The sequence below is a fragment of the Streptomyces sp. NPDC039424 genome, assembly GCF_055639495.1.
Map to the genome: position 1 here is coordinate 37,686 of NZ_JBVKAI010000008.1, position 19,030 is coordinate 56,715.

General features: G+C 73.2%; 16 protein-coding genes and 1 pseudogene. 7 read left to right on the forward strand and 10 right to left on the reverse strand.

Annotation, left to right across the window (positions count from 1 at the left end; translation table 11 throughout):
* The first annotated feature begins 2 nt into the window (after positions 1 to 2).
* Positions 3 to 767: a PaaX family transcriptional regulator C-terminal domain-containing protein gene (locus ACZ7L0_RS21230; RefSeq protein ID WP_471244041.1), complete on the forward strand. Its 765-nt coding sequence runs from the start codon at positions 3 to 5 to the stop codon at positions 765 to 767.
* Positions 768 to 833: 66 nt separating this feature from the next.
* Here ACZ7L0_RS21230 and ACZ7L0_RS21235 read toward each other — a convergent pair whose 3' ends face one another.
* Complete coding sequence (locus tag ACZ7L0_RS21235) at positions 834 to 1,643, reverse strand: pectate lyase (RefSeq protein ID WP_471244042.1); 810 nt, start codon at positions 1,641 to 1,643, stop codon at positions 834 to 836.
* 290 nt (positions 1,644 to 1,933) lie between these two features.
* Between ACZ7L0_RS21235 and ACZ7L0_RS21240 the strand changes: the two genes are divergently transcribed.
* The 3 genes from ACZ7L0_RS21240 to ACZ7L0_RS21250 all read left to right on the forward strand — a co-directional run bounded on the left by ACZ7L0_RS21240 (position 1,934) and on the right by ACZ7L0_RS21250 (position 5,757).
* A complete protein-coding gene (locus ACZ7L0_RS21240; RefSeq protein WP_471244043.1) occupies positions 1,934 to 3,022 on the forward strand; it encodes a glycoside hydrolase family 62 protein in 1,089 nt (362 codons plus the stop codon).
* 19 nt (positions 3,023 to 3,041) lie between these two features.
* Entirely contained in the window at positions 3,042 to 4,349 is a 1,308-nt protein-coding gene (locus ACZ7L0_RS21245; protein WP_471244044.1) for an extracellular catalytic domain type 1 short-chain-length polyhydroxyalkanoate depolymerase, read from the forward strand.
* Between the two features lie 73 nt (positions 4,350 to 4,422).
* Complete coding sequence (locus tag ACZ7L0_RS21250; protein WP_471244045.1) at positions 4,423 to 5,757, forward strand: SGNH/GDSL hydrolase family protein; 1,335 nt, start codon at positions 4,423 to 4,425, stop codon at positions 5,755 to 5,757.
* Between the two features lie 36 nt (positions 5,758 to 5,793).
* On the opposite strand, the gene ACZ7L0_RS21255 is transcribed toward ACZ7L0_RS21250, so the two are convergent.
* The 8 genes from ACZ7L0_RS21255 to ACZ7L0_RS21290 form a co-directional block, all read right to left on the reverse strand.
* Positions 5,794 to 7,176 (reverse strand): nucleobase:cation symporter-2 family protein, encoded by a 1,383-nt coding sequence (locus tag ACZ7L0_RS21255; RefSeq protein WP_471244046.1) that lies wholly within the window; start codon positions 7,174 to 7,176, stop codon positions 5,794 to 5,796.
* A gap of 129 nt (positions 7,177 to 7,305) precedes the next feature.
* Positions 7,306 to 8,649: an FAD-dependent oxidoreductase gene (locus ACZ7L0_RS21260; RefSeq protein WP_471244047.1), complete on the reverse strand. Its 1,344-nt coding sequence runs from the start codon at positions 8,647 to 8,649 to the stop codon at positions 7,306 to 7,308.
* An 86-nt stretch (positions 8,650 to 8,735) separates the two neighbouring features.
* The gene (locus ACZ7L0_RS21265) at positions 8,736 to 9,443 is read right to left on the reverse strand and encodes a TetR/AcrR family transcriptional regulator (protein WP_471244048.1); all 708 of its coding nucleotides are present in this window, start codon (positions 9,441 to 9,443) and stop codon (positions 8,736 to 8,738) included.
* Positions 9,444 to 9,585: 142 nt separating this feature from the next.
* Complete coding sequence (locus ACZ7L0_RS21270; protein WP_471244049.1) at positions 9,586 to 10,275, reverse strand: HAD family hydrolase; 690 nt, start codon at positions 10,273 to 10,275, stop codon at positions 9,586 to 9,588.
* A gap of 64 nt (positions 10,276 to 10,339) precedes the next feature.
* On the reverse strand, positions 10,340 to 10,675 hold the full coding sequence (locus ACZ7L0_RS21275) for a twin-arginine translocation signal domain-containing protein (RefSeq protein WP_471244050.1): 336 nt from the start codon (positions 10,673 to 10,675) through the stop codon (positions 10,340 to 10,342).
* A gap of 107 nt (positions 10,676 to 10,782) precedes the next feature.
* Positions 10,783 to 11,472, reverse strand: a complete 690-nt coding sequence (locus tag ACZ7L0_RS21280; protein ID WP_471244051.1) for a phosphatase PAP2 family protein — start codon at positions 11,470 to 11,472, stop codon at positions 10,783 to 10,785.
* A gap of 101 nt (positions 11,473 to 11,573) precedes the next feature.
* Positions 11,574 to 12,509, reverse strand: coding sequence for a M56 family metallopeptidase (locus tag ACZ7L0_RS21285; protein ID WP_471244052.1), 936 nt, complete (start codon positions 12,507 to 12,509; stop codon positions 11,574 to 11,576).
* A gap of 87 nt (positions 12,510 to 12,596) precedes the next feature.
* Entirely contained in the window at positions 12,597 to 13,142 is a 546-nt protein-coding gene (locus ACZ7L0_RS21290) for a DUF5134 domain-containing protein (RefSeq protein WP_471244053.1), read from the reverse strand.
* 629 nt (positions 13,143 to 13,771) lie between these two features.
* Here ACZ7L0_RS21290 and ACZ7L0_RS21295 point away from each other — a divergent pair.
* The 3 genes and pseudogenes from ACZ7L0_RS21295 to ACZ7L0_RS21305 form a co-directional block, all read left to right on the forward strand.
* Positions 13,772 to 14,833: pseudogene (locus ACZ7L0_RS21295) on the forward strand (FUSC family protein); the annotation flags it as partial.
* Positions 14,797 to 15,480 carry a MarR family winged helix-turn-helix transcriptional regulator gene (locus ACZ7L0_RS21300; RefSeq protein ID WP_471244054.1) on the forward strand — a complete coding sequence of 228 codons (684 nt, stop codon included), beginning with the start codon at positions 14,797 to 14,799 and terminating at the stop codon, positions 15,478 to 15,480. The pseudogene ACZ7L0_RS21295 and the gene ACZ7L0_RS21300, both read left to right, overlap by 37 nt.
* 104 nt (positions 15,481 to 15,584) lie before the next feature.
* Positions 15,585 to 18,170, forward strand: a complete 2,586-nt coding sequence (locus ACZ7L0_RS21305; protein WP_471244055.1) for a cellulosome protein — start codon at positions 15,585 to 15,587, stop codon at positions 18,168 to 18,170.
* 22 nt (positions 18,171 to 18,192) lie between these two features.
* Here ACZ7L0_RS21305 and ACZ7L0_RS21310 read toward each other — a convergent pair whose 3' ends face one another.
* Complete coding sequence (locus ACZ7L0_RS21310; protein ID WP_471244056.1) at positions 18,193 to 18,957, reverse strand: VOC family protein; 765 nt, start codon at positions 18,955 to 18,957, stop codon at positions 18,193 to 18,195.
* Between the last annotated feature and the right edge of the window lie 73 nt (positions 18,958 to 19,030).

Sequence of the window (19,030 nt, forward strand, 5' to 3'; positions counted from 1 at the left end):
CCATGCACAAGAACGTCGGCGGGAAAGCGCCGGTCGGCTCCGGGGAGATCGACCTGCGCCCCCTGTCCGCCCGCTCGGTGGTCCTGAGCCTGCTGCTGGGCACGCACCCGCCCGAGCTGCCGGTGAAGGAGCTGGTGCGCGCGGTCGAGCCGTTCGGCGTGGGCGGCTCCACCCTGCGGGCCGCGCTCAGCCGGATGGTGGCCGCCGGGGACCTGCGGCGCACGGAGGCCGTCTACCGGCTCAGCGACCGCCTGCTCGGCCGCCAGCGGCGGCAGGACGAGGCCGTGCACCCGGAGATCCGGCCCTGGGACGGCGACTGGGAGATGGTGGTCGTCACCGCGACCGGCCGCGGCCCCGCCGAACGCGCCGAGCTGCGCGCCCGGCTGACCGGGCTGAGGCTCGCCGAGCTCCGCGAGGGCGTCTGGCTGCGGCCCGCCAACCTGCGCCGCGCCGGTCCCGGCGACCTCGGCGACGTGGTCCGGCACTTCACCGCCCGTCCCGAGGAGCCCGCCCGCGAACTGGCCGCGGCCCTGTGGCCGCTGGACGCCTGGGCCGGCACCGCCCGGGCGCTGCTCGCCCATGTCGCGGCCACCGACCGGCCGGCCGACCGCTTCACCGCCCTCGCGGCCGTCGTGCGCCACCTCCTGGCCGACCCCGTCCTGCCCGCCGGACTCCTGCCCGCCGACTGGCCGGGGGCCGAGCTGCGGGCCGCCTACACCGACTACCGGCGGGAGCTGACGGCCGCGACGCTCGGCGGGGCCGGGTAGCGGTGGAAAGCGGTCGTACGAAGCGCCGTCAGGTGCGCCTCGCACGACCGCCGTCGGGGAGGGGCGCTACTTGTACGTGATGTCGGACGACGCGTACTTGCAGTAGGTCCCGTCGGCGCCCGTGCCGTTCTTGCTCGGCTCCGCGCCCGTGTTGTTGCCGATGTACTTCTGGCAGGGAATGATCTTCTTGCCGGTGTCACCCACGATGGTGATCTTCTTCAGGGTCGCGCTGTCGCCGTAGTTGGTGTTGATGCCGACGAGCCGGCCGCCCTTGTAGGTCGCCTCGATGGTGTTGAGGTTGATCGTCCGTTTGTACTGGCCGCTCTTGCAGTTGCCGCAGGACCGGACGAAGGTGCCGAAGTTCTGCACCGCGAAGTTCGAGACGTTCAGTGTTCCGGCGCCGTTGAACTGGAACACCTTGTCGCCGGCCTCCTTCGCGCCACCGCCGGAGACGGTGTACACGTTGGACGACGAGGAGCCGAGGAACGTCGCGGCGTCCTCGCCGACGTCCTCCCACCAGACGTTCTGCAGCGTGCAGCTGCCCAGGCAGTGGACGCCGTCGGCGGCGGGGGAGCCGATGATGACGTTCTTCAGGACGGCGCCGGGGGCCAGTTCGAGGAGCGGTCCCTGGTCCTCGTCCTGGCCGCCGGTGCCCAGGTCGCCACTGCCGTACAGGCGCTTCATCCCGTAGTCCTTGGTGCCCGAGACCGGGATGGTGGAGGTGACCGCCTGGCTGCCGTTGGCGGTGGGCCAGGTCGCGGCGCTCGCCGGGGTCAGTGCCCCTTCCGTCATGATCATGGCAGCCGAGGGACCGATCGCGGCCAGTGCGCCGGTCAGGGCGTGCCCGTGGGCGCGCGGTCGTACCGAAGAAGTCATGTCCCGATTCCCTCTTCCTGGATGGGGGAAGCGCGCGGCCATGTGTATGAACGTTGTACGTCATGCGGAACTCCACGCGGGAACGAGTCACCGTATGGGCCCAATATCGGACCGCGCGGTCACGCTGTTGAACGGACCGTAGGATGCAAGCGCTTTCTAGTCAACGCTTCGCGCAGAACCTTTCGGGTCGGCGGAAGTGGTGTGGGAGCGCTTCCATGGCGGCCATGTCCATGCCACGATGCCCCGGATGCTTCCCTTACGAGAGGGGCGAGTCGATGAGGACTCCGCGCATGCGCACGCTCCTGGGCGGACTGGTCCTGCTGCTCCTGGCGGCCGTCACACTGACCGGACCGCCCGCGGCCGCCCGAGGCGGCGACGGTTCGCCACCGCGGCGGGCAGCCCCGTTGCCCGGCTCCTTCACCTGGTCCTCCAGCGGTCCGCTGATCGCACCCAAGCCGGACGCCACCCACCCGATCGTGTCCGTGAAGGACCCGACGGTGTTCCGCTACCAGAACCGCTGGCACGTCTACGCCACCACCGCCGACACCTCCGGTCGGTGGAGCCTCGAGCACACCAGCTTCGCCGACTGGTCGCAGGCCGCCGCGGCGCCGCAGACGTTCCTGGACACCAACCCCGACATCGGCACGCGCTACGCCGCCGCGCCGCAGGTGTTCTACTTCGCCCCCCAGAAGAAGTGGTACATGGTCTACCAGACCGGCCCGCCGTCCTTCTCCACCACCGACGACCCCGCCAAGCCCGGCAGTTGGAGCGCCCCGCGCACCTTCATGGACACCGAGCCGCCCGTCGTCACGCAGAACAAGGGCAGCAGCGGCGCCTGGCTGGACTTCTGGGTGATCTGCGACAAGACCGACTGCTACCTGTTCTTCTCGGACGGCAACGGCCACGAGTACCGGGCGCGGACCACGGTCGGCGAGTTCCCGAACGGACTGCGCGACACCACGATCGTGCTGTCCGCACCGAACCGCTTCGACCTGTTCGAGGCGAGCAACGTCTACCGGCTCGGCAACAGCGGCAAGTACCTGATGCTGGTCGAGGCCCTGGCCACCGGCTCCGACTGGCGGCGCTACTTCCGGGCCTGGACGGCCGACAGCCTGGGCGGCACCTGGACGCCCCTGGCCGACACCGAGGCGAACCCGTTCATCCGCGCCACCAACGTGACGTTCCCCTCCGGACAGTCCGCGTGGACCAAGGACTTCAGCCACGGCGAGATGATCCGCGACGGCGTCGACCAGACCCTCACCATCAATCCGTGCCGCCTGCGGTACCTCTACCAGGGGATGGATCCCGCCGCGAGCGGCGACTACTCCCAACTCCCGTGGCGCCTGGGTCTGCTGACCCAGACCAACTCCTCCTGCTGAACCAGGAAGGGACAAGGACATGCCCCCCACCGTGCCGTTACGCCGCACACTGACCGCCCTCCTCGCGGCGCTGCTCCCGCTGCTCGCGACGCTGTTCCTCACCGCGCCACCGGCAGCCGCCCGGACGGAGTCCCCCGCGGCCCTCCCCACGGCCACGCTCACCGAGGTCACCGGCTTCGGCGACAACCCCAGCAACCTGCAGATGTACATGTACGTGCCGAGCGGCGTCACCGCGCACCCGGCGGTCGTGGTGGCCGTCCACTGGTGCGGCGGCTCCGCGTCCGCGATGTACTCCGGCACCGAGTGGGCCTCGCTGGCCGACCAGTACGGGTTCGTCGTCGTGTACCCGTCGGTGACCCGGGCCAGCAAGTGCTTCGACGTCTCCTCCCCGCAGGCGCTGCGCCACGGCGGCGGCAGCGACCCGGTCGGCATCAGGTCCATGGTCGGCTGGGCGACCCGCACCTATTCGGCCGACACCGGCAAGGTGTTCGTCACCGGCATCTCCTCCGGCGCGATGATGACGAACGTCCTGCTCGGCGACTACCCGGACGTGTTCGCCGCGGGCGCCGCGTTCTCCGGCGTGCCCTTCGGCTGCTTCGCCACCACCGACGGCTCCGAGTGGAACAGCACCTGCTCCGGCGGCACCCTCACCCACACCCCGCAGGAGTGGGGCGACCTGGTGCGCGGCGCCTACCCCGGCTACACCGGACCCCGGCCGCGGATGCAGCTGTGGCACGGCACCGAGGACGACGTGCTGCGCTACCCCAACTTCGGCGAGGCGATCAAGCAGTGGACCAACGTCCTCGGCGTGAGCCAGACCCCGGCCGCCACCGACACGCCCCAGTCCGGCTGGACCCGCACCCGCTACGGCGCCACCGGTGACCAGGCCCCCGTCGAGGCCATCAGCCTCCAGGGCGTCGGCCACAACCTCTACGCCTACGGGATGGTGGCCCGCGCCCTGCGCTTCTTCGGCCTCGACGGCGGCGGCACCGTGCCCCCGGCCCCGGCCGGTGCCTGCAAGGTGACCGTCACCACCAACGCCTGGAGCACCGGACTGACCGCCTCCGTGACGATCACCAACACCAGCACGACGGCGGTGAGCGGCTGGAAACTGGGCTTCACCCTGCCCACCGGCCAGACCATCACCAACGGCTGGAGCGCCACCTACAGCCCGTCCTCCGGTGCGGTGACGGCCGCCAACGTCTCGTACAACGGCACCATCGCGCCGAACGCGAGCGTCAGCATCGGCTACCAGGCCACGCACACCGGCAACAGCGCTGCTCCGACCGCCTACACGCTCAACGGAACCGCCTGCACGGCCGGTTGACCGACCCGGGTGCGCGCCGGAGGGGAGTACGGCGCGCACCCGCCCCCCCCGTCCCCTTGTCAGGAAGGGCCCCGTGAAGCCGCCCAGACGAATCCCGCTCGCCCCGCTGATCAGCGCCTGCGTCCTCGCCCTCGCCCTCGTCGTGACGTCGTCGGCGGTGACGGCACTGGTCAGGAGCTCCAAACCACCCGCCCCGCCCGCCGCTTCGCACCCGCCCCCCGGCAGGCACTGGGTGAACACCTGGACCGCCATGCCGCAGCTCACCGAGCCCGCCAACCTGCCGCCCGCGCCCTTCACCGGGCAGAAGTCCGTCCTGGCCGACACCACCCTGCGGCAGACCCTGCGGGTGTCCACCGGAGGACACCGCGTCCGGCTGCGCTTCTCCAACGCCTACGGCGACACCCCGCTGCCGCTCACCGCGGTGACGGTGGCGCTGCCCCAGGACGGCCGGGTGGGCGTCAGCGCGATCGAACCCGGCAGCACCCATCCGATCACCTTCTCCGGGCACGCCGCCACGACCGTCCCCGTGGGCGCCCAAGTCGTCTCCGACCCACTGGACTTCGACCTGCCGGCCGGATCCGCCCTGACCGTCACGGCCTACCTCGCCCAGGGCCAGCCGTCGCTCGCGCTCACCTCGCACCCGGGCTCGCGCACCACCTCGTACCTCGTCGGCGGCGACCACACCCAGGACCAGGACCTGCCGGGCGCCACCCCGGTCAACCACTGGTACCTGCTGAGCGACGTCGAGGTGCTGTCACCCGGGACCACCGAGGCGCTGGCGGTCCTGGGTGACTCGCTGACCGACGGCCGCGGCTCCACCACCAACGGCAACGACCGCTGGACGGACCAGTTCTTCGACCGCCTCCGCACCCGCCCCGCCACCTCGGGCATCGCCGTCCTCAACCAGGCCGCCGGCGGCAACCGGGTCCTCAACGACGGGCTCGGCCCCAACGTCCTGGCCCGCCTCGACCGCGACGTGCTCGCTCGCAGCGGGGTCTCCTGGCTGATCGTCTTCGAGGGCGTCAACGACCTAGGCACCGCCGACGCCACCGCCGACGCCCAGCGCCGGGTCACCGACGACCTGATCGCCGCCTACCGGCAGATCGTCGTCCGCGCCCACGCCCAGGGCATCCGCGTCTACGGCGCCACCCTGACGCCCTTCGGCGGCAGCACCCTCTACGACGACCCGGCGGGCGAGCGCGAGGCCTCCCGGCAGCGCGTCAACGCCTGGATCCGCACCCCCGGTCACTTCGACGCGGTCATCGACTTCGACCGCGCGGTCCGGGACCCCGACAACCCGCGGCGCCTGCTGCCGACCCTGCACGACGGCGACTGGCTGCACCTGAACCCGACGGGCTACAAGGTGCTCGCCGCCGCGGTGCCGACGGGGCTGCTGCGCAGGCCCTGAGCTCGCATACCGCGTGCGAACGGGGCGCAGGGCCCTTCAGCTCGCCGGACCGGGGTGCGCAGCCTCCCCGCCCCCGGCGGGCAGGCCCTCCGCCCCGACGTCGGTGGCCGAACCGGACCGCGCCGGAAGGTGGTTGAACAGCAGGTTCAGTACGATCGCGGTCAGGCACCCCGCGCTGATGCCGCTGTTCATCACCGTCTGGAACCAGTCCGGGAACTTGGCGTACACGGTGGGCACCCCCACTGGCAGGACGCCGACGGCGACCGAGACGGCCACCACCGTCAGGTTGTGGTTGTCCCTGAAGTCGACCCGCGCCAGCGTCCTGAGGCCGCTCGCCGCGACCGTCCCGAACATCACCAGGCCCGCGCCGCCGAGCACCGGTGCCGGGATCGCCGCGACCACCGCGCCCAGCTTGGGCAGCAGACCGAGCAGCACCAGGATGCCGCCGGCCGCCGCGACCACCCAGCGGCTGCGCACCCGGGTCATGCCGACCAGGCCGACGTTCTGCGCGTACGCCGTGTACGGGAAGGTGTTGAACACACCCCCGAGCACGGTGGACAGGCCGTCGGCGCGCAGCCCGTCCGCGAGGGAGCGCGGCTCCACCTTCCGCCCGGTCAGCTCGCCGACCGCGATCAGGTCACCGGTGGTCTCCGTCATCGTCACCAGGGCCACCACCAGCATGGACACGATCGCGGACACCTTGAACGCCGGCGCCCCGAAGTGGAACGGGGTGCTGATGCCCAGCCAGTCGGCGTCCCCGACCCCGCCGAAGTCCGTGAAGCCGAAGGGCACGGCCACCGCGAGCCCCACCGCGATGCCGACCAGCACCGCGATCCGGCTCAGGAACGCGGGCGCGAACCGCTGGACGCCGATCACCACGGCCAGCACGAAGGCCGCGAGCGCCAGGTTCTTCGGCTCCCCGAAGTCCTTCGCGCCGACGCCGCCCGCCGCCCAGTTGCCCGCGACCGGCAGCAGCGAGAGACCGATGATCAGGATCACCGTGCCGGTGACCAGCGGTGGGAAGAAGCGCAGCAGCCTGCCGAAGACCGGCGCCAGCAGCATGATCGCCAGTCCCGCGACGATCACGGAGCCGTAGATGGCGGGCAGCCCGCCGCCCGTCGTCCCGATCAGCACCATCGGCGACACGGCCGCGAACGTACAGCCCTGCATGATCGGCAGCCGCACACCGAACCGCCAGAACCCGACGCACTGCAGGAGCGTCGCGATCCCGCACACCAGCAGGTCGGCGGTGATCAGGTAGGCCAGGTCCGCGGGCGACAGCTTCAGCGCCCCGCCCACGATCAGCGGAACCGCGACGGCGCCCGCGTACATCGCGAGGACGTGCTGCAGACCGAAGGCGGTCAGCTGCCGTCCGGGTGGGACCTCGTCGACGGGGTGTACGGGTGCGGTCGTGGCCATGGGCACTCCAGAGCGGCGGGTGGGGGGGCGACATCCGAACAGCACGAGACCGTAAACGGCTTGAACAGTTTGTTGATTTCGCGGCTGTTGCCGGTGTGTGTCCTGCCCACCCGGGCGCGCCCCACTCTGCTAGGAGGCCGCCGTCCGCGCCGCGGCCAGCAGGGAGTCCCAGTCGGCCAGCTTGACCACGCTGCGCCCGAGCGAGGCCCCGAGCTCCGCCTCGGCCCGCTCGATCGCCTGCCACCCCGCCCACGGCACGGGCTCGATCCCGGCCGCCCGCAGCACCGCGACGGGATCGTCCGGCACCGGCTTGCGTACGAGCACGGGGGCGTCCGCGAGCATGGAGAGCACCGTCTCCTTGGCGCACGGGCGGTTGGTGCCGATGACGCCTGTCGGGCCGCGCTTGATCCAGCCGGCCACGTACTCGCCCGGCGACACGACGGACCCGCGCACCACCCTGCCCTCGCTGTTCGGCACGGTGCCGCTCGCCGCGTCGAACGGCAGCCCCTCCAGGGGCACTCCGCGATAACCGACCGAGCGCAGCACCAACTGCGCCTCGACGACCTCGAAGAGGCCGGTGCCCTTGACGCCGCCCTGTCCGTCCGGAGCGGTCCGCTCGAAGCGCACCGCGCCCACGTGCCCTTCGTCGGCGAGAAGTTCGACGGGACGCAGATGGAAGCGCAGCCGGATGCGGCGCGCCGCGTCCTGGGCCGGCCGTGCCGCCCAGCCGCGCAGCACCTCCACGTTGCGCCGCTGCGCCGCGGGCAGCCCGGACGGGTCGACGTACGCCGGGTCGAGCGCCAGCTCCGCCGGGTCCACGAGGACTTGGGTGCCGGGCAGGGCGCCCAGCTCGCGCAGCTCCTTGGTGGTGAAACGGGCCTGCGAGGGGCCGCGCCGCCCCGCCATCTGGACCTCCCGCACCCCGCTCGCCGCCAGCGCGGTGAGCGCCGCCTGCGGCATGTCGGTCGGGCTCAGCTCCGCCACGCCCCGGGCCAGCATCCGGGTGACGTCCACCGCGACATTGCCCACGCCGATGACCACCGCCGACCGGACTCCCCGCAGGAAGCCGTGCTCGGCGGAGTCCGGATGCGCGCTGTACCAGGACACGAACTCGGTCGCCGACCAGCTGCCCGGCAGGTCCTCGCCGGGAATGCCGAGATGCCGGTCGGTGGCGGCGCCCACGCAGTACACCACCGCGTGATAGAGCTCCCTCAGCCGCTCGACCGGCAGCCCGCCGGGGCCGCCGACCCTTATGCCCCCGAGGAACCGCACCCGGTCGTCTTCCAGGACCGTGCGCAGGCTGCCCTGGAGCGACTTGATCTTCTCGTGGTCCGGGGCCACGCCGTACCGCACCAGGCCGTACGGGCACGGCAGCCGGTCCAGGACGTCGACGTGCACCTCGGGATCCAGCTGAATCAGGCTCTGGGCGGTGTAACACCCGCTCGGCCCGGAGCCGACGACGGCTACACGCATGGCTCCAGCATCCCACCGCACCGGCTCCACTGACAGGGGCCGGTGGGGTGATGTCCTCCGAAGGGGTGGCTCGTCGGCCGGTGGTGCTAGAGGGCGCCCGGCCCGTCGCCCGCCCGTCCGTCCGGCACGGCACCCGACCGCTCCTCCGTGGCGAAGAACCGCGAAAGATCCTTCTCGCACTCCCCCTCGGCCGCCGCCCCGGCCCCGGGCGGCACGCCCAGCTCCCAGTCGAGCCGGTAGCGTTTGAACAGCTCGTCCCGCAGGGTCGGAATCGGCATCGGCACCCCGGGCACCAGCGCCGCGTACACCGCCCCCATCAGGAGCGCGCGCAGCATGGGGTAGTCCGCCTGGACGTCCTGGGAGCCGTACCGGACGACGGTGTCGCTGAGCAGCTCGGACAGCCGCCGCTGTTCCGGGCACCGCACGAAGCCCTCGGCCTGGAGGAGTCCCGCCATGTGCTGGCGCATCAGCACGGGCCGGTCCCGGGCCAGGCCCAGGATCGCGTCGATCGCCCGCGCCAGCCGCTCCCGGCCGTCGTCGGTGCGCGGCTCGCGCTCCAGCGCCTCCTCCAGCGTGCGGTGCATCAGCCGGTGCACGGCGGACTGCAGGAGCTGGCGTTTGCCGGGGAAGTAGTACGACACCAGTCCGCGCGCCGAGCCCGCCCGGTCCGCGATGTCGCCCAGGGTCGTGGCCTCGTACCCGTGCTCGCCGACCAGCTCGACCGCCGCCTGGAGGAGCCGCTCCCGGGAACGCCTTCGCAACTCTTCGTTGACCGAGGCGCTGCGCGGGGACATGCTGTGACTCCTGCGTTGACTGGCTGCCAGCCAACTATACTCAACGCATCGGCCCCGGCTCCGCGCGGGGCCTGCTCAGGGCTGCCGTCCGCCTGGGGCGACACGGGGGATCGTCTCAGGCGGCCGGTCACCGGAACGGGGCTCAGCCCACCAGGTCCAGCACCGGCAGCAGCGCGTCCGGCCGCTCGGACACCGGCAGGTGGTCCACGAAGTGCACCCGGCAGCCGAGGGCCGCCGCACCGCCGTCCGCCGGCCTGCTGTCACCGACCATCAGCACGTCCCGCGGATCGACACCGAGCGCCGTACAGGCCGTGGAGAACAGCCGCGGGTCCGGCTTCTGGACGCCGTGTTCGTACGACAGCACGTACGCGTCCACGTACTCGTCGAGCCCGTGCTCGCGGAAGACCGGGCGCAGGTCCCAGCCGATGTTGCTGACCACGCCCACGCCGATCCCGCGCTCGCGCAGTGTGCGCAGCACCTCGGCGGCGTCGGGGTACGGCGACCAGGCCCGCGGGGACATGTGCCGCTCGTACAGCGCCTCGTGCAGCGCGGGATCGGGCAGCGGTACCCGACGGGACAGGCCGGTGTACGCGGCCCGGTGCAGCGCGGCGCTCTCGTCCCGGACCGCCCACACCTGAGCGAGCTCCGCCGGCGGTTCGACCGGTGCCACCCCGCCCGGCAGCACCCCGGCGGCCTCCAACGCCCGTGCGGCCTCCGCCAGTTCCGGCTCGGGGAGTTCCAGCGAGGACTCGGCCAGGACGGCGCGCAGCCAGGACTCGGTGGACTCGACGCGGAACAGGGTCCCGGAGAAGTCGAAGAGGACGGCAGCCATGCGGTGGACTGTACCCGGCGCTATGTCGCCCTTCCGTCCGGTGCGTGGCTGCTGTCGGTGCGCGTCAGTTCAGCGGGGCGGGCGGCGGGGTGCCGTAGAACCTGATGGCCGGCCAGCCTCGGGAGGTGACGAATTCGTTGAGCAGCTCGGCGACCTCCACGGGATCGATGACCTTCGCCGCCGGCGCCTGGTTCGTCTGGACGCTGAACCTGATCTGCAGGTCCGCGTCGATGTCCCCGATGGTGCTCTGGCCGGTGAAGAGCGTCCCCGGCTGGAACTCGGTCGACGCGGTCTCCGCCTGTGCTTCCTGGGCCTGGGCGGGCTGCGCGGACGCCGCACCGCCGATCGCCGCGCTCGCGGCGGCCGTCCCCGAGTATCCGAGCAGTGATCGTCTGGACATGCTGGACAAGGTTCCCCCATGCTCCGGTGGCCCTGCGGGCGTCTCCCGAGGGCGCCGCACGAGCGTATGCATGTTCGATGCGCGGCGGGGCTGAACCGGGTGGTCCGCTAGTGAGGATCGGCCCGGCCGCTCGGCGACCACCCGTACGCCAGCACGGCCACCGCCACGACCAGCCCCCCGAGCAGCCACCCTCCGAGCACGTCCGACAGCCAGTGCACGCCGAGCCACACCCGGGTCAGGCCGACCCCCACCACGGAGACCACGGCGACGGCGACGGCCGTACGCCACAGGGCGCGTCCGGCGCCGAAGTGGTGGAGCAGCCAGAGCAGGAGGCCGCACACCACCGCGGCGGTCATGGCGTGACCCGAGGGGAAGGCCGCGTAGTGCGCCGAGTCGACGGGGTCCGGCCAGACCGGGCGGGGGCGGGCGACGGCGGCCTTGACCGCCTGCTGCGCCACCGTGGTCAACGCGCAGGCCACCGCCAGCCACACGGCCGCCCGCCACGCCCCGTGGCGCCACACCAGCCACACGGCGACCGCCCCGCACACCAGGCGCATTGTCAGCGGGGCCCAGACCCAGTCGGTCAGGACGCGGAAGACATGGGTGAGGCCGCTTTCCTCCACCGCCCAGCGATGGGTGGTGCGGGCGACGTCCCCGTCCACGGCGATCAGCGGGTGCCATCTGGTCGCGACCAGCGTCAGCAGCAGTACGGAACACGGCGCGAGGACCCAGGCGGCGCGAGCGGCCGCGCGGTACTCCTGCGGGCGGGGCGGGGACTCGACGGACGGGTGGTGCATGCTGCGATCTTCTCCGACGCGCGGTACGGGAAACCAGCCCCGGGGCGTGAGTGGTCCGTCGCCGGGGTGGAGGCGCCCGCCGGAGGCACGCGTGCCGGTGCCTACCCCAGTGCTCGCAGGCTCGGTATGAACGCCACCAGTACCGGGATCACCGGGACCAGGGCCGCGGCGGCGGTCAGGCGCAGGCGGTGCATCGCGGTGAGGCGGTCCGGGGGAGTGAGGAGGCGGTGCACGCGCTGGGGGAGGTGGGCCTGCGGGGTGGGGCCGGGGCCGAACACACCGCGGTCCTCGTTGAGTTCCACGAGGGCCAGCGCGGTCGTGAGGCGGCCGTGGCGGCGGGAGGCCATGTCGTCGGCGGCCAGTTCGACCAGCCGGTGCATCTCGTCGCGGAACGCGGCGAACACCGGCACCTGCGGAAACCCGACAGCCAGCGCGCCCGAGCAGTGCAGCAGCCAGTCGTGCCGGGCCTGCGCGTGCCCCTGCTCGTGGGCGAGGACCGCGTCCAGCCGGCGCCCCTTCAGGCGGCGCAACGCGGCCGTGGTGATGACCAGTTGGGGCGTGGCACCCGGCAGCCACCAGGCGTCGGACCGCTCGCCCTCCAGTACGACCAGTCGGCCGCCCGCGGGCTCCTCCCCGGGCAACAGCGGCGCGCGTACGAGGAGTTCGGCCCGCCGCAGGCGCCGCCGCGTCCGGGCCCGCGCGACCTCGCGGACCAGCATCGCCGCGGTCCACAGCCCGCCGCACGCGAGCGTCACCGCGGTGGTCGCCGCCCATGGACCGGCCGTGCCGAGGGCGTAGGCGTCCACCACCGCCCGCGGCGCCGGCCCGAACACGTGCCCGCGCACCGCCTGCCAGGCCGCCGCCGCGCTGAGCGTCATCGACAGCGCGCAGCACAGCAGGACGGCCGCCACCACGCACTGCCACGCCCACAGGGCGACCACCGGTTCACGGTCCGGCCAGTCGGCCCGGGCGAGCAGCCGGGGGGCGACGACGGCGGCCAGGGCGCCGAGCAGCAGCAGTGCCGCGGGGACCATCATGGTCGGCAGCCTATGAGCGGTGGGCTACTCAGGGGTACGGTCCGGCACGGCAAAGTGACGCAGACAACGCTTGCCCGAGGGCCTGCGTCAGAGTGTCAGCAGCATGGCGACCATGGCGATCCCCATCGACAGCCGGCACGCCCGCGCCAGCTCCGGCCGGTCGCCCCACCGGACGGTCCTCGTACCGGTGACGGCGGCGGCTGGGACCAGCCGGACGCCGGAGAGCAGCACGTAACCGGTGAAGTAGAGGAGCAGCGCACCGGTCAGCAGGGGAACCCCCGTGCCGCCGTGCTCGTGGTGGGAGCCGGGGGAGCCGGCCATCGTGAGCGCCATGTACACCATGGCCGCGCTGCCCACCAGGTGGTGCAGATGGTGCGGGCTGCCGCGCGCGGTCCACAGGGCGCGCAACGCCGCCGCGCCGAACACGACGGCGTACAGCGGCCAGGCCCACGACGGCGGGCTGAACACCGTGCCGGGTACGGCCATCGCGGCCATGCCGAACCCCATGAGCGCCTCGCCCCCCGCGGCGCGCCGCTGCTCCTCGACCCTGCTGCGCATCCGCAGCAGGCAGTACGCCCCGGTCGCCGCGCACAGCACCACCAGGAGCCAGCCGGTCGACGCCGGTCCGTGCACGCGCACCTCCCCGCTCGACGGTCGGTCGAGGGATGCGATGCCCGCCCCTCGGGGCGCGCACGCGAGCGCAAGGGGGTGCACGGGAGCACGAGTGATGTTTTACATGTAAAACACGTGCTAAATTTGATGCCATGAGCAGTGCGACCCCCCACCGTCTCCCCCTCGCCGGCGTCCTGCGCCTCGGCCGCCCCTCCGACATCTGGTTCAAGCCCGCGCTGAGCGTGGTCGCCGCGGTCGCCCCGCCCAACCTGACCCTGCTGGCGCTCGGCCGCCTCGACCTGGCGATGTACACGATGGCCGGGTCGCTGTGCGCGCTCTACGGCCACAACCGCCCGTACGCGGCCCGGGCCCGCGCCCTGGCCTGGGTGGTGCTCGGCATGATCGGCGGGCTGGCCGTCGCCCTGCTCACCGCGTCGCTCACCACCGACGCCGTCGCCCTGGTCACCGTCGGCGCCCTCCTGGCCGCCGCGCAGAAGACGCTGTGCGACGCCACCCGCACCGGCCCGCCCGGGAACGTGGTCCTGACCTTCATCAGCTCCGCGTCCCTGTTCGTACCGCAGACCCTCGCCCAGGTCCCCGGTCACCTGGCGCTGGCCGTGGCGGCGGGCGCCTGGGCCTGGCTGGTCGGGATGGCGCCCGGCCTGCTCCGCCCGCACGGCCCCGAACGCCGCGCCACCGCGCAGGCGCTGAACGCCGCCGCCGCGTACGCCGCCACGCGCGGCACCGGCGACGGGCACGCCCGTACCCGGGCCGCCGCTGCCGCCGCCGTGCAAGCCGCCTGGCAGTCGCTGCTCTCCACCGGCGCCCGCGCCGACCGCACCCGCCGCGCCCTCGAACGCCTGCTCGTCCGTGCGGAGGTCGCCCTCGCCGCCCCCGCGGGCACCGACCCCGAGCGGCTGCGCGGCTGGGCGCGGGCCCTGCGCGGCACTGGCCCCGTCCCCCGGGCGGACGTCCCGCAGGCCGCCGACGCCGACGAACTCCTCGGCGTGGACGCCGAACGCGCCGCCCCGCACCCCGCCTGGTGGCGCGCCCTCGGCCCGCTCGCCCCGATCGCCGCCCGCACCGCGATCGGCTGCGCGCTCGCCGGATACGCCTCCCTCGCCCTCGGTGCCGGCCGCCCCTACTGGGCCCTCGTCACCGCCGCCTCCCTCTACCAGGCCAATGTCACCCTCACCTGGAGCCGGGGCGTCCAGCGCGTCGTCGGCAACCTGGTCGGCGTGCTGCTCTTCGCCGCGCTCGTCCCGCTGACCCATCCGCACCCGGCGGCCCTGGTGCTGTGCTGCCTCGCCCTCAACTTCGGCGCCGAGGCGCTGATCGCCCGCAACTACTGGCTCGGCAGCGTCTGCGTCACCCCGATGGCACTGCTCATCACCGAATTCGCCCGGACGCAGGACCCCCGCACGCTGATCACCGAGCGGATCGGGGACACCCTGGTCGGCGCGCTCGTCGGCTTCGTCGCCGCCGTGGCCGTCACCAACCGGCGGGCGGGCGACCGCCTCGCCCACGACCTGGCCGCCGCCGAGCGGGCCCGCGAGAGCGCCGCGCGCCTGCTCGCAGAACCCCACCCCGAGCCCCGCGCCCTCGAAACGGCCCGCCGCTCGCTGGCCGCCGCCCTGGTCCAGCTGCGCGCCACGGCCGACGCCGCGTCCGGCGAGTGGTGGCAGCGCGCCCTGCCCCAGGAGCGGGTCGTGCTCGCCGAACAGTCCGGACACCGTACGCTCGCCGCGACGGTACGACGCCAGGGGCTCCACCCCTCGGCTCAGACGAGGACAACGGAGGACGTACGGCCATGACGGCGACGAACGGACAGCCGGGGGCCGGGGGCGAGGCGGCGAGGGGCGACACCGTCGCCGCGGTCGTCCGGCAGTGGCGGGCCGTCCACCCCGAGCTGGACACCGGACCCATGGAGGTCATCGGCCGCATCAACCGTTGCGCCGCCCTCCTGCAGCAGGCCGAGGACGCGCCGCTGCGCCGCGCCGGCCTGAGCCGCCCCGAGTTCGATCTGCTCGGCGCGCTGCGCCGGACCGGTCACGAACTGACCCCGAGCGAGCTGGCCCGGGAGACCTTCTCCTCGGGCGCGGCCGTCACCAAGCGCCTCAAGCAGCTCACCGAGCGAGGCCTGGTCGAGCGCCGCGGCGACACCCGCGACCGCCGGGTCGCCCATGTCCGGCTCACCGACGCCGGCCGGGGCCTGGTGGACGGCATCCTCCCCGAGCAGCTCGCCTACGAGACGGCCGTCCTGTCCGTCCTGGCCCCGGAGGGCCAGGGGGAACTGGCCGGCCTGCTCGCCGAGCTGCTGACCCGCCTGGAGGGACGGATGGGCGCCCTGCGCGCGTGAGCGGCGGCTGTCGCGACCGTTGACGCGGGCCGGAGGTGATCCTTACGGTCAGTGCCGTTCGGTTCGCCGACTGGCGTACGAAATCACGAACAGGGGATGATGTCGTGACCGCCGCAGCCTCCGCCACCTCCGCCGACCAGGCGCTCACCGTCGACCTCGGCACCGACACCGGCCCCGTCCACGGCGGCGCGAGCGGCACCCTGTACGGGCTGTACGGCGACGGCGTGCCGAGCCGCAACGTCGTCGAGGGCATGTACGTCCGCACCGTCTCCACCAAGGCCCAGGACGGCACCCAGCACCCCGGCGCCGACGCCCTGGAGATCCTGCCGTCCTTCGTCGAGGCGGGCGGCCGGGAGGTGTACGTCTACATGACCGACATCTATCGCGGCTTCCCCTACGAGTGGCCCGGCGCCACGGGCGAGGAACGGCTCGCCGGCTTCCGGGCCCGGGTCCGCCGCCAGGTCGAACAGGTGCTCACGCTGGGCGCGCTGAAGTCCCACGTGGTCTATGTGCCGTTCAACGAGCCCGAGGGCAACATGTTCGGCACGGGGGAGTGGAGCTACGACACCGTCTCCTGGCGGGACGACCCCACCCGCTACTTCGCCGCCTGGAAGGACCTCTGCGAGCTCATCCGGGCCCTGCACCCCGACGCGCGCATCGCCGGGCCCAACACCAGCATCCTCTACGACGAGGTCCGGGGCTTCCTCGAGTTCGCCCGCGACAACGGCGTCCTCCCCGACGTGGTCACCTGGCACGAGCTGTCGTCACCGGACGAGATCCGGACGAACGTCGCCAAGTACCGCCGCATGGAGCGGGAGTTGGGGATCGGCCCGCTGCCGGTCAACATCAACGAGTACGCCCACAACTACCACTTGTCCGTGCCCGGCCAGATGATCCAGTGGATCGCCGCCCTGGAGGAGTCCAAGGTCGACGCCGACATGGCGTACTGGAACATCGACGGCAACCTCAACGACTCGGCGGTGGAGGCCAACCGGGGCAACGGGCAGTGGTGGCTGTTCAACGCCTACGGCCGGCTCACGGGCAGCACGGTCCGGGTCACCGCGCCGCGGCCCAACGTGCAGTACACCCTCCAGGGCGTCGCCGCACTCGACCGGGACAAGCGGCAGGCACGGGTGCTCTTCGGCGGCGGGAGCGGTGCCGCGGACCTCGTCGTCGAGGGCGTCGACCCGGAGCTGTTCGGCACGGCCGTGCACATACGGCTCCTGGAGATCCCCTGGACGGGACAGCTGGGCGAATCGGCGCAGCCGTCGCGGCTCGCCGACCTGGAACTCCCGGTGACCGACGGCAAGGTGACGGTGCGTCTGGAGGAGCTGGAGGAGATGTCCGCCTACCAGGCGATCCTGTCGCCCGGCGGCAACGGGAGCGCTCCGGTGCCGCCCTCGGTCGGCTGGCGGCGGGCGTACGAGGCCGAGGACGCGGCCCATACGGGTGACGGCCATGTCGTCCACGGGCCCGAGGGGTCCCCGGCCGACGTCGGCAAGTTCGCCACCTCCGGCGGCCATCACGTCGGCGGCCTGCGCACCGGCTCCGACCTGGTCCTCGCCTTCGACGTCGAGGTCCCGCGCGACGGGACGTACGACGTGCGTGTCCTCGCGAACTCCGACAACCTCGCCGAGGCGGTGCGCGAGCAGGGCCCCACCAATGTCTTCCTGCGGGTCGACGGTGAACGGCCGCAGGAACTGCGGCTGCCCCTCGGCTACAAGTGGGCGGTGTGGGGCCGCACCGACACCCGGGTGGAGCTGACCGCAGGCCGGCACACGCTCACCCTGGCCGCCCGCGACGCCGACCTGGGCGTCACCCGGGGCGACGCGGTCGTCGACCGGCTCGACCTCGCCCTCCGCGACGACCATGTGACGGCGCCCGCGCTGTACGACGCCGAGTACGCGTCCCTCGGCGGCGGGGCCCGGGTGAGCTACACGCACCGCGGCGCCTCCGGGCCCGGCGCGGTCGTCCTGCCGCGCGGCGGCACCGCCACCTTCTGGGTGCACGCGTCCGGCGACGGCGAGGCGACCGTCACCGTCGCTCTGCTCGGCCCCGGCGAGGGCCTGCTGACGGTCAACGGCGAGGAGACCGGCCCGGTCGAGCGCACCGCCGTACCCCTGTTCCTGGCCGGCGGCATCAACAAGATCACGGTCACCGGCGCGTCGGAGCAACTCGTCCTGGACCGGCTGCTGGTCGCGCCGTCCCGCGGCCTGCTGCCGACCGCCGCGTACCCGGCCGAGGAGGGCGTCCCGACCGGCCGGGCGCACGTCACCGGCGCCCACACCTTCGCCACCGGCGGCAAGGCGGTGGACGGCATCGGCGGCGGTCCGGCGAACGCCCTCACCCTCACCGTGACCGCCGAACGGGCCGGACGGCACGCGCTGACCATCCGCTACTCCAACGGCGAACAGGCGCCCGCGACCCACTACAACCCCGACCCGGTCTGCCGGCACGCGGACATCTCCGTCAACGCAGCCGCCCCCCGGCGCGTGCTGTTCCCCACCACCTTCCACTTCAACAACTTCTTCGAGCTGTCCGTCCCCGTCACCCTGCGCGAGGGCACCAACACCCTCACCTTCACCGCCGACGAACTCCCCGACCACGACGGCACCGGCCGCAACCCCTACGGCCAGCGCTCCGCGTACGCCCCGGTCATCGACCGGGTGACGGTGACACCGCTCGCGTGACGGACCCGGCCCCGCGCGCGCCTCAGCCCGCCTCGCCCACCCGGTGCACCCCGAACGCCGCGCCCTGCGGATCCCGCAGCACCGCGATGCGCGGGCCGTCCGGGACGGTCGACGGCTCCATGACGACGAGACCGCCCGCCCGCACCGCCACGTCCGCCGTCGCGTCCACGTCCGCCACCGCGAAGTACGGCATCCAGTGCGCCGGCACCTCGGGCGGGAACCGGTCGCCCATCGCCGCCATACCGCCGAAGTCCTCCCCGTCGACGCCCCACTGCGTGTACCACTCGGAGGCGTTGACGCTCCAGCCGAAGACCGTGGTGTAGAAGTCCCGGGCCCGCTCGGTGTCCCGGGTCGCCAGCTCCACCCAGCCCAGCGAGCCCGGCGCGTCGAACAGCCCGGCGCCCGGGAAGGTCCGCGCCTGCCACAGCTGGAAGGCGGCGCCGGTCGGGTCCAGGGCCACGGCGAAGCGGCCCACGTCGAAGACGTCCATCGGGCCGAGGACCACCGTCCCGCCCGCCTCCTCCACCCGCCGCGCCGCCGCGTCGGCGTCCGTCACCGCGAACGACACGTTCCACGCCACCGGCTGGGACTCCTGGTACAGCGGGGTGAGCGCGGCGACCGCCGCGTCCCCGAGGTGCGCGACCGTGTAGCCGCCCGCCTCCTGCCGCGGATCGGTCTCCGGACGCCAGCCGAACAGCTCCGTGTAGAACCGCTTGGCACCCTCCAGGTCACTGGTGCCCAGTTCCGTCCAGCAGGGTCCGCCGGTCACCGGCTTGTCGGCCTTCATGGCAGCACGCTAGCCCCGCCCCCCGGCCCCGGCCATCCGAAACCCCTCGCGCCCGCCCGTCCCGCGACGTACC

Excerpts from the sequence above, each read along its gene's own strand:
- ACZ7L0_RS21230 (WP_471244041.1), top strand. The coding sequence starts at position 3 with ATGCACAAGAACGTCGGCGGGAAAGCGCCGGTCGGCTCCGGGGAGATC.
- ACZ7L0_RS21235 (WP_471244042.1), bottom strand. The coding sequence starts at position 1,643 with ATGACTTCTTCGGTACGACCGCGCGCCCACGGGCACGCCCTGACCGGC.
- ACZ7L0_RS21240 (WP_471244043.1), top strand. The coding sequence starts at position 1,934 with ATGCGCACGCTCCTGGGCGGACTGGTCCTGCTGCTCCTGGCGGCCGTC.
- ACZ7L0_RS21245 (WP_471244044.1), top strand. The coding sequence starts at position 3,042 with ATGCCCCCCACCGTGCCGTTACGCCGCACACTGACCGCCCTCCTCGCG.
- ACZ7L0_RS21255 (WP_471244046.1), bottom strand. The coding sequence starts at position 7,176 with ATGGCCACGACCGCACCCGTACACCCCGTCGACGAGGTCCCACCCGGA.
- ACZ7L0_RS21260 (WP_471244047.1), bottom strand. The coding sequence starts at position 8,649 with ATGCGTGTAGCCGTCGTCGGCTCCGGGCCGAGCGGGTGTTACACCGCC.
- ACZ7L0_RS21265 (WP_471244048.1), bottom strand. The coding sequence starts at position 9,443 with ATGTCCCCGCGCAGCGCCTCGGTCAACGAAGAGTTGCGAAGGCGTTCC.
- ACZ7L0_RS21270 (WP_471244049.1), bottom strand. The coding sequence starts at position 10,275 with ATGGCTGCCGTCCTCTTCGACTTCTCCGGGACCCTGTTCCGCGTCGAG.
- ACZ7L0_RS21275 (WP_471244050.1), bottom strand. The coding sequence starts at position 10,675 with ATGTCCAGACGATCACTGCTCGGATACTCGGGGACGGCCGCCGCGAGC.
- ACZ7L0_RS21280 (WP_471244051.1), bottom strand. The coding sequence starts at position 11,472 with ATGCACCACCCGTCCGTCGAGTCCCCGCCCCGCCCGCAGGAGTACCGC.
- ACZ7L0_RS21285 (WP_471244052.1), bottom strand. The coding sequence starts at position 12,509 with ATGATGGTCCCCGCGGCACTGCTGCTGCTCGGCGCCCTGGCCGCCGTC.
- ACZ7L0_RS21310 (WP_471244056.1), bottom strand. The coding sequence starts at position 18,957 with ATGAAGGCCGACAAGCCGGTGACCGGCGGACCCTGCTGGACGGAACTG.